Source organism: uncultured Streptococcus sp., from assembly GCF_963545685.1.
In the GTDB taxonomy this organism is placed as follows: domain Bacteria; phylum Bacillota; class Bacilli; order Lactobacillales; family Streptococcaceae; genus Streptococcus.
In genome coordinates, this window is the sequence record NZ_CAUUKN010000009.1 from 45,395 (window position 1) to 54,104 (window position 8,710).

The 8,710-nt window shown below is 41.4% G+C and carries 8 protein-coding genes; 2 read left to right on the forward strand and 6 right to left on the reverse strand.

Features of this window, described 5'->3' with window-relative positions; all coding sequences use genetic code 11:
* Positions 1–129: 129 nt before the first annotated feature.
* From RWZ99_RS03260 to RWZ99_RS03285, 6 genes are all read right to left on the reverse strand, one after another.
* Positions 130–447, reverse strand: coding sequence for a hypothetical protein (locus RWZ99_RS03260; RefSeq protein WP_314676317.1), 318 nt, complete (start codon positions 445–447; stop codon positions 130–132).
* Positions 437–1,042: a DUF1648 domain-containing protein gene (locus RWZ99_RS03265; RefSeq protein ID WP_314676318.1), complete on the reverse strand. Its 606-nt coding sequence runs from the start codon at positions 1,040–1,042 to the stop codon at positions 437–439. Before RWZ99_RS03265 ends, RWZ99_RS03260 begins: the two co-directional genes overlap by 11 nt.
* Entirely contained in the window at positions 1,032–1,307 is a 276-nt protein-coding gene (locus RWZ99_RS03270) for an autorepressor SdpR family transcription factor (protein WP_314676319.1), read from the reverse strand. The genes RWZ99_RS03265 and RWZ99_RS03270 overlap by 11 nt, the downstream gene beginning before the upstream one ends.
* Positions 1,294–2,031: a YhfC family glutamic-type intramembrane protease gene (locus RWZ99_RS03275; protein ID WP_314676320.1), complete on the reverse strand. Its 738-nt coding sequence runs from the start codon at positions 2,029–2,031 to the stop codon at positions 1,294–1,296. The genes RWZ99_RS03270 and RWZ99_RS03275 overlap by 14 nt, the downstream gene beginning before the upstream one ends.
* Positions 2,032–2,235: 204 nt before the next feature.
* On the reverse strand, positions 2,236–2,562 hold the full coding sequence (locus RWZ99_RS03280) for a bacteriocin immunity protein (RefSeq protein WP_314676321.1): 327 nt from the start codon (positions 2,560–2,562) through the stop codon (positions 2,236–2,238).
* A 270-nt stretch (positions 2,563–2,832) separates the two neighbouring features.
* A complete protein-coding gene (locus tag RWZ99_RS03285) occupies positions 2,833–7,596 on the reverse strand; it encodes a glycoside hydrolase family 70 protein (protein WP_314676322.1) in 4,764 nt (1,587 codons plus the stop codon).
* A 390-nt stretch (positions 7,597–7,986) separates the two neighbouring features.
* Here RWZ99_RS03285 and RWZ99_RS03290 point away from each other — a divergent pair, with 390 nt between their 5' ends.
* Together RWZ99_RS03290 and RWZ99_RS03295 are read left to right on the forward strand one after the other, a co-directional pair.
* Positions 7,987–8,169 carry a hypothetical protein gene (locus RWZ99_RS03290; RefSeq protein WP_314676323.1) on the forward strand — a complete coding sequence of 61 codons (183 nt, stop codon included), beginning with the start codon at positions 7,987–7,989 and terminating at the stop codon, positions 8,167–8,169.
* 18 nt (positions 8,170–8,187) lie between these two features.
* Positions 8,188–8,710 (forward strand): NAD(P)-binding domain-containing protein (locus RWZ99_RS03295; protein ID WP_314676324.1); only part of this gene is annotated, 523 nt, incomplete at its 3' end.

Here is an 8,710-nt window from a genome sequence, read left to right on the forward strand (position 1 = left end):
AAGGTAGCCCCTAAAAGAAGCTACCTGACAGAATCTCTATCATCAATCTACTTCAAATTAAAATAATCCTTGACATCTTTAGGATACAGACGCTCAATCGAGTCCTTCTTACGACCCGAATCATTGCCATTATTTCACATCACCCTCATACAAGCATGCCACCAAACGTTCAAAGGGCTCTATATACTCCCAGTACTCAAAAGGGAGATTTGAGATCTTACTTAAATCATTATCATCAAAATGATACACGAGATGGCGTAGTATTTGATTTTCAATATAATGGAGATCCCTCAACTGCTCGAGACTGATTGTATCCAGTTCTATGATGTAGTGACACAAGTCATCAAGTGCCTTTACATCAAATTTTTTCTCCTCGTGTAGGAAGTAGAGAAAGCTCTGATTCTCGGCCCTTTTGTTATCTTCTATCAGATTGCTTTTATACGTCATTCTTACATCCTTTACTTAAATAGCGAAAATTGGCTAACAAGATACTCAAGATTAGAACTACAAAAACACCTAAAATAATAATTGTAGTATAGGGGTTAAAGCATAGGCTGATTAACAAGGCAAGACTCATTGCAACCATTAGGTAAGCTAACTTTCTCGCTACTGAGTTACTGCTCTCACTGTGATTTTTAGTAGCTAGACCAATACTCTTAGGGAGATAATTTCCGATGACTAGGAAAATGAGTGCCACTAACCAAATGATAGTCAATCGAACTTGGATATGACCTCCTAAGGCAAACGTCAATATGAGATATTGGATGACGACTGTAGAAATTGGAATAAGCCATAACAGAAACTCTTTTAAGAATGGAATAGTTACTTGTTTAAAAAATGAAAAACAGAGATTGTAAATGACAAGAGCAATAAAAGGAAGGACAACTATTGCCAAATTGCAATCCATAAAACCATTAGCTTGTTCTTCCACATTAAAGTGGATAGCCACCTGATTTGGGAGTTGCTTGTAAAGGGCTAAGCCGATAATAACCGGTGTGAGTATCACAATATTACCAATGACTCTTTGCATATTATTTTTCATCTTCTTTTCCTCCAAGTGACTGAATCCAGGTTAAAATTTCTTCAAAAACAGTTAAATTCAAACTATAGTAAATAAAATTCTTCTGCTTTGCTTCTTCAATAAGTCCTGCTTTTCTCAAGGTCGATAAATGATGAGAAACTGTTGCAGGAGCCAAGTCAAACTGCTGGCTGATCTCACCTGCCGACTTAGGTCCAGACTTTAGATAGTCTAAAATTTTTCTCCTCACAGGGGCAGAGATGGCTTTTAAGGTTTCAGATAAGCCCATGTGTTTCCTCCTTTTTCCAAATTTGGCGTGTTACAAGTCCGACACCTAGCACATAAATAACTAATATGGCTTCGATTAATAAGATATTGCTGACTATCCCTTGTTGATAAGCACCTGCCAAAAAATCAATGGCAGCATGGAGTAAAATAGCCCAGAAATAGAATGAAAGCTTATGCTTAGTGACTGCTAGAAAATTCCAAGCTGTAAGCAAGACTTGTAACAGCAAGGCAACCAGTCTTTCAAAGAGAGACATAACCACAGCAAAGCCAGTTAATTGGTTGACCTGACTCACAAGAAGTGAAGGTAACTGACTGGCCTGACCTGAATGGATGGCCTGTAAAACAATGATGTTAGTAAGTAAGCCCATCACTCCAAGCAAGATAAATTCACTAAGACCATGTCCCAAACCGTAAGCTACAATATCAGACGTCATCAAACTTCTTTTCTTTGCAAGGACCTTAAAAACCAAATAGCGAGTCGTTTCTTCAACAAGGCCAGCCATAAGACCCCCGTAAATAATGGTGAACCATTTAGAAGAGTGAGCAAAACCAGATAAAATCAAGGCATTGATAGGTCCTTCAATCATCATGACTGGTAAGGCAAAACCAATCAGTCCCACTAAAAAGAGCTTGAGCGAAAACTTCCATCTTTTCTTCAAGACGATAAAACTTATGATGACGATAACTAACATGGCAAGAATTGTCATAAAAAGGAGTGTTTGCATTTGATTTATCCTTTCATTGAGACGGAATAGGAATGCTATCTTGGTGAGAATACCTATTTCTATACTTTTCGAAATAGATTATACGCTTTTCATAGACTACAGTCAATTTTATTTCGAAAAAAATCGAAATAGAATCACAAAAAAAAAGACCGTTTTCACGATCTTTTTTGTCATTTTAATTATTAATCATCACAAACAGACAAATCATCTTAGAAACATGCCGATTGATGACAAGCCTCTTGCTAGATTAATGTTACGTTCTGATTCATTTTGGAATTCTGTGAGATTCTTACTCAACTCACTCACTCCAGAACTCAGTGAAATTCCTTTAGAAAGATTGCCGACTGCTAAAACTTGAATAGCTCTGCATAATTCTGCAAGAAGTTCACCATTATCCTTCTTTCCAACTTCGATTTCATTTTTAAACGTTACAAGCAACTTCCTCTCATTTTCAGTTGTTTCTGGATTTATAATTAGATTATAGATATTGTTTAAGATATCCGAAATTTGCGTGTTATTACTTTTTGTCATCTGGAACACTCCCTAAATAGGTCCTGCCTTTCTCAAGGTAAACATTTGATTTATACTATCATCAAATTCGGAAAGAAATGCTATCTTGGTGAGCACACCTATTTTCTTTTTTTGAAAAAGATTCTACGCTTTTCATAAACTACTGTCAATACTATTTCGAAATAAAATCGAAATAAAAGCACAAAAAAGACCGTTTTCACGATCTTTTCTTGAGAATTTTCCCTCATTCTCGTCTGTGTGTTCTCTGGTCAGTCACCGAGGTACTACTGCTTATCTTCCTGGGATATATTCGCCAGTGTTGGCATCGTAGTAACGGCGTTGGCCATTGACTGTGACGTAAGCACCTTTAACCTGGCGACCTGATTGGTCAAAGTAAAGGTGTTGGCCATTGATGACTTGTTCCCCTGTCACGGCATAACCATCTGCTCCAAAGTAAGCCCAGACGTTAGGCTCGATTTGAGCGAAACGGTTGGTTACAGGTTGGCCATCATTTTCATCATAGTACTTGTAACGACTGCCGACCTTAACGGCCTTGCCCTTGTATTGGATTCCATTTTGGTCAAAGTAGTATTCCTTGCCATTGATCGTCCACTTGCCTTTAAGGGCCTCGCCTTCAGTATTGAAGTAAGCCCATTGGTTTGGTGCAACCTCAGCAAAGCTGCTTGTTACAAGAGCTCCACTGTGGGCATCATAGTAATAAGTCTTACCATCTTCGACAACAGTTTTCCCCTTGACTTGGATACCATTTTCATCAAAGTACTTAAGGTATCCATGATCAGCACGAACTTGGCCGATAGCCATTGAACCGTCGTGTTTGAAGTACATCCACTGGTTATCACCTACTTGGAGGTAGCGTCCGCTAGCGAGAATTCCTGTTTCTGGCTCATAGTAATACTTAATGCCGTTTTCTTCGATAATTTCGCCCTTAGCTTGGCTACCATCTTCCTTGAAGTAATAGAGGTGACCATCAATGTATTGACGTCCAGTAACACGGTTCCCCTCTTTATCAAAGTAGTTCCAAGCTTTAGTCGCTGGATTGTAGACAAAGATGCTACGTCCAATTTCGCCTGCTGGTGTGATGTAACGGGCCTTACCATTTTCAAAGATAATAGAATCCGCTCGGTTGCTGTAGGCCGTACCGACACTACCATCTTGGTTAAAGTAATAAGTCTTACCGTCAATGACACGTGAACCAGTCACAGTGTTACCATCAGCGTCAAAGTAATAACGTTTACCTGTGCTGCTATCTGTAGCAAAAACATTGCGTCCCATATCACCAGTTTCTGCAACATAATAATGCAATTTGCCATCATCTGTACGGACAATGCGATCCTTGGCCTGAATACCAGTTTCACGGTCAAAGTAGAAATGGTGACCACTCCAATGAAGGTTACCTACTACCATGGTTCCTTGAGTCGTAAAGGCACGCACCTGCTTACGCTTGTCGTCAAAATCAACAAAAGCATTCTTAACCATAGCACCGTCTAAACCATAATAGTAAGTATAGCCGTTGTTAGCACGACGAAGGGCGTTACGCAATTGGATACCATTGTCAAAGAAATAGTAATCCTTGCTATTGATGGTTTGAGTACCCTTGGTCATCTTACCGTCAGCACCGAAGTAATACCAGTTGCCGTTGCCGTCTTGAACAAATTCATTTTTAACGACTTGGTTATCACGAAGGAAGTAAACGTCTTGTCCACGACGTTGGAAGACTTGAGTGCTTGTGATGGCACCTGTGTCACGAAGTGGTGTTGGCAAGAGTTGGCTGTTGGCTGAAGTATTAAAGTACTGGTTGGTCTTATCATCACGAAGGACAAAGTTGATGCCTCGTCCAAGGATGTTAGTTCCGTTGAAGTACTTGGCAGACCATTTGGTAATCTTTTCATTCGTAGGCAATTGCTTACCATTTGAGATTTGCACACGATTGAAAATAGATGGGTACTTAGCTTTAAGCTCATCAAGGAAGGCACCACCGTACTTACCTTGATAGTCTGTGCCATCTGTACGAGTATTTGCCACATAGGCTTGGTCAACAATCTGGTAACCCGCTTGGTGATAACCGTAACCATTTACACGTGTGGCATTAACCACTTCTTTACCAGGAAGGTTATAGATTTGGTCTGGCACCCAGTCAGCGATGGCTTGGATGCCGTCTTTGTGGAGAGCTCGAAGGACGTTAAGGAGATCCTCAAGTGAGCCGTACTTGTTATTTTGACTCAAGGCCATATCGTAACGGTCATCAAAGGCATAACCATTGTCAATTGTTGAATCAAGGAAGGTACCATCCTTACTTGAAACGTACTGTGGTGGAAGTCCAACCGATGTGATACCCCAAGCTTTGAGCAAGTCAGTGTTCTTAGCTAGGACACGGTTCATGTAGAGTTCTGGCTGATCGTCCGCAAAAGCTTGGAAGTTTGAGAAGGCTTCATACATTACTTGCGAATCTAGAGCTGCTGAAGACTTGTAAACTTGACCGTCGCTATTGGCACGGTTACTTGGCTGTGTACGTGCGTCTTGATTAGCCTTAGCCCCGACTGGTACCCAGACACCGAGGTAACCTGATACTTGCACATTTTCCACACCAAAAATATCATTGGCATTGAAGGTCAAGTTTCCGTTTCTGTCTGTTCGCTTAAGAAGGTTTGAAGGGACATCAGAATCATTTAGATAGGTCTTGATACCATCTTTGGTTGTCAAAAGCAATGGACGGTAAAGCTGATTACGGTGAGCTCTACCCATGTTCATCGTTACAGTTTCATTGCTACCCAAACGGAAATCGTAGTTGTTGGTCATGATGACACCCATTCCTTGCGTACGGGTTTCAGCAGTTCCCCAATCAGTGCTGTTATTCGCACCTTTACCATAACGAACAGATGTCAAGAGGCCGTCATTTCCGACTTTCTTCACTTCCATGTCTTGACCACCAGCTACATACTTGATACGGGCACGCAAAAGGGTGTCGATGGCATCAAAGTAAGGTGTCTTTTGAGCCATGTAGTGACCGTCTTCACGGTAGAGGTCACCGTAATAAACACGTGTCACAGAGTCCTTGTTGGTCAACATGAGAGCATAGACAGATGGCAAGTTGTAAGACGCATAAGTCTTGTGAGCTGTATTGATATCAGCGTTATAAATCTCGAAGGCCTTCTTGATTTCATCACGGGTGAAATTGTAGCCAAATAGATTTGGGTTAATACGATCACGGATGATACGTTGGATAATAGTTTGGGCTTCCGTATCGTGAGCACGAGTGAAAATATAGTTAGCCATACGCTCACTATTTTTATCATTGGCACCACGTGGATTCAAACTACTGTTGATGAAGGCCGTCATGTCCCCAAGCTGCATACGTGTATTTTTATCACGCATCAAAAGGTTGGTAAGAGCATTACGAAGGGCATTATCAATCGGCAGTTGGGCCCCTTTAGTATCCTTGTTGTAGTATGGGTCGTTGGCAGACCACGCTTCCAAGTATGACAAGTGTTTGATCGCATTGGCTTCAGACTTGTCAACACCATAGGCTGCTTTGAAGTAATCTGAAGCGATTTGGAGAAGGTCAGCATCCACATTGTCCAAGGCATCGACACGCAAACCATCAAAGTTGGCAGTTGGGTCATTGGCCATGATGCTTCCGATATTCATCATGAAGTGGAGCCAGTTAAGTTGCTCTGCCTGAACAGCTGGGTTTGAGTTGTCAATATCGTTGGCAAGCAAGAACTCCACACCACCGATAGAATTGTCCTTGAAATACTTACGTGTCCCAGTCTGGTTTGTCGGTGTGCGGTTTAGGAGACGATAATCAGAGTTGGCATGGCTAGTACGGTTACCAGTATCACCCTTACTGTTATTAAAGAGCAACTGTCCACCTTGCAAGTGGTCATATGAACTATTTTCAGTACTGCTATTCCAACCTGGCTGAGTCTTGATAAATTGGTCAATACTTGTACGCAACCAATTGGTATTGCCTTCACGCGCGATACGTTCTTCAATCTTAGTCTGAACCATCTTGGCAGCTTGATCTAGACTTTCCTGACTAGAGTTAGTTGAAAATGATCCCGCACCAAGACCTTGATTTTGCATGTAGTTAAGGTAGTTAACCTGAGTTGACTTGTCAGGCCACCAAACCATCAAGAGTGGACGTTTGTCAGCCTCGGTTGAAGCTGTCCAAGTCTTACCATCCTTGAGAATGCTCTTTGGACGGTACCAAGCATCCGCTGTGATGAAGGTGTCCAGTTGGTCTAAAGATTTGTCATCGTTTTTGTAGAGCTGGTTTCCAGATGAAAAATCCACAGTCGCCTTGATAGGTTCTGTTGAAAATTCATCCTGTGACTTGGTCGCAAGAGCTCCTGTTTCAGCATCAAAGTAATAAGACTTACCGTCTTGCTCAAAGACGAAGTTCTTACGCACACTACCGTCACTATTGACATAGTATTGTTTACCGTTGATCCATTGGATACCAGTCGCTGTGTTGGTGTTGGCTTCTCGAGTTTCTGCCAAGGCACGGCGGCTACGTGTATGAGCTTCTGTATTTGCCGTATCGGTTGTCGCTGCACGGTCTGTAGTAGCTACACGATCCGTTGCAGTTGCTGAAGCATTCGTGTTAGTATTTGTATCTGTAGTTGTGGCACTAGTGTCAGCAGCTGCTGGTTGCACATTTGTACTTGGTGCTGCTTGACCTGAGTTAGCGTCCACTGTCGCTACGTTTGTAGTAGGTGCCGCTGCCCTATCTGTAGCATTGGTTGTCGTGCTAGTCGCGTCTGCGACAGGAATAGCCACGCTCGCAGTATTAGCATCTGCTGAGATCGTTGGTGCTACTGTAATTGCTGCATCATTAGTTGTAGCAGGCGTGTCTTGAAGCAAATCCTGACTGCTATCACCCGACTGATTTGCAGGATTTTGCTCATCGGCCTGAACCTGTTGGTCCGCCAACAAAGTTCCACCAGCAACGGTAACCATTGAGAGTGCTGTTACCCCAATAGTCACCCAGTTCTTCTTCACTTTATGCATTTTAAAGCGTACTTTTTGTTCCATAATAGTTACCTTTTTCCCTTATATTATTTCTATCATAAGCTATTTGACAAGAGAATACAATTACACAACTGTAATATCAGTTTAATGTATCTGCCTTCATTTTCTCAGAAAACGTCCTTTAATCATTTGCCTAATGTATGACTCTTGTGAACAAATGCACTAAGGATAAGATAAAAACAAGTAAAATCGTTAGGTTTTAGACTATTTTAGAAGGTGGAATCAACCTACAAAATTAATCTAATTTTAAATAAAAAACCTTCTTTTTCTAAGACGAAATAATAAGCTTATTACTGGCTTCTAAGAATAAAACTTGTTATACTTTAGCCATCCTAAAAATAACTTTTATTTTTAATTCCTGACAATGCTATCACTTACCAAGCAGGAATTGTTATGGAAGATGGTGACATGGTCGCAGTTCATGGTCGCTACACTAACTGGTTCGGCAAGAGCATGATTGCGGTTGACTACTTCCACGTGGTAGATTGCAAATTCATCGAACATTGGGATGTCATGCAAGAAGAAGTCCCAGCTAATCAAGTGGTCAATGGAAACACTATGTTCCCAATCAAATAAGAAAGAAGGAAACTCAATATGACACAAGTAACTATTTTTGGTAAAGGCAATATGGGCCAAGCCATCGCAGGCCAATTTGAAAAAGCAGGCCACACAGTCAACTTTGTAACAGCCCAAGAGCCAGCAAAAGAAATTGGCGATATCATCATTCTGGCAGTTCCTTACGCTGCTCTTGATAGCATTGCTGATACATATAAAGAACTTTTGGTTGGTAAAATCGTCATTGACATCACCAATCCAGTTAACTTTGACACCTTTAATGACCTAGTCGTTCCTGCAGAATCTTCTGCAGCAGCGCTACTTCAAGAAAAATTGCCTCAAAGTTATGTTGTCAAAGGATTTAATACTACTTTTGGTGCAACTTTAGCAAGTGGAAAAGTCGCTGACCAACTACAGACAACTGTACTGTTGGCTTCTGACCATGAGGAAGCCAAAAACACTATCGCTCAAGCTCTTGCAGCTAGCGACCTAGCGGTCAAAGACGCTGGCAGCCTGAAACGGGCACGTGAATTGGAAGCAATGGGTTTCCTACAAATCAGCT

Bases quoted from the DNA above. Each gene is read 5' to 3' on its own strand.
- RWZ99_RS03260 (WP_314676317.1), bottom strand. From the start codon at position 447: ATGACGTATAAAAGCAATCTGATAGAAGATAACAAAAGGGCCGAGAAT.
- RWZ99_RS03265 (WP_314676318.1), bottom strand. From the start codon at position 1,042: ATGAAAAATAATATGCAAAGAGTCATTGGTAATATTGTGATACTCACA.
- RWZ99_RS03270 (WP_314676319.1), bottom strand. From the start codon at position 1,307: ATGGGCTTATCTGAAACCTTAAAAGCCATCTCTGCCCCTGTGAGGAGA.
- RWZ99_RS03275 (WP_314676320.1), bottom strand. From the start codon at position 2,031: ATGCAAACACTCCTTTTTATGACAATTCTTGCCATGTTAGTTATCGTC.
- RWZ99_RS03280 (WP_314676321.1), bottom strand. From the start codon at position 2,562: ATGACAAAAAGTAATAACACGCAAATTTCGGATATCTTAAACAATATC.
- RWZ99_RS03285 (WP_314676322.1), bottom strand. From the start codon at position 7,596: ATGGAACAAAAAGTACGCTTTAAAATGCATAAAGTGAAGAAGAACTGG.
- RWZ99_RS03290 (WP_314676323.1), top strand. From the start codon at position 7,987: ATGGAAGATGGTGACATGGTCGCAGTTCATGGTCGCTACACTAACTGG.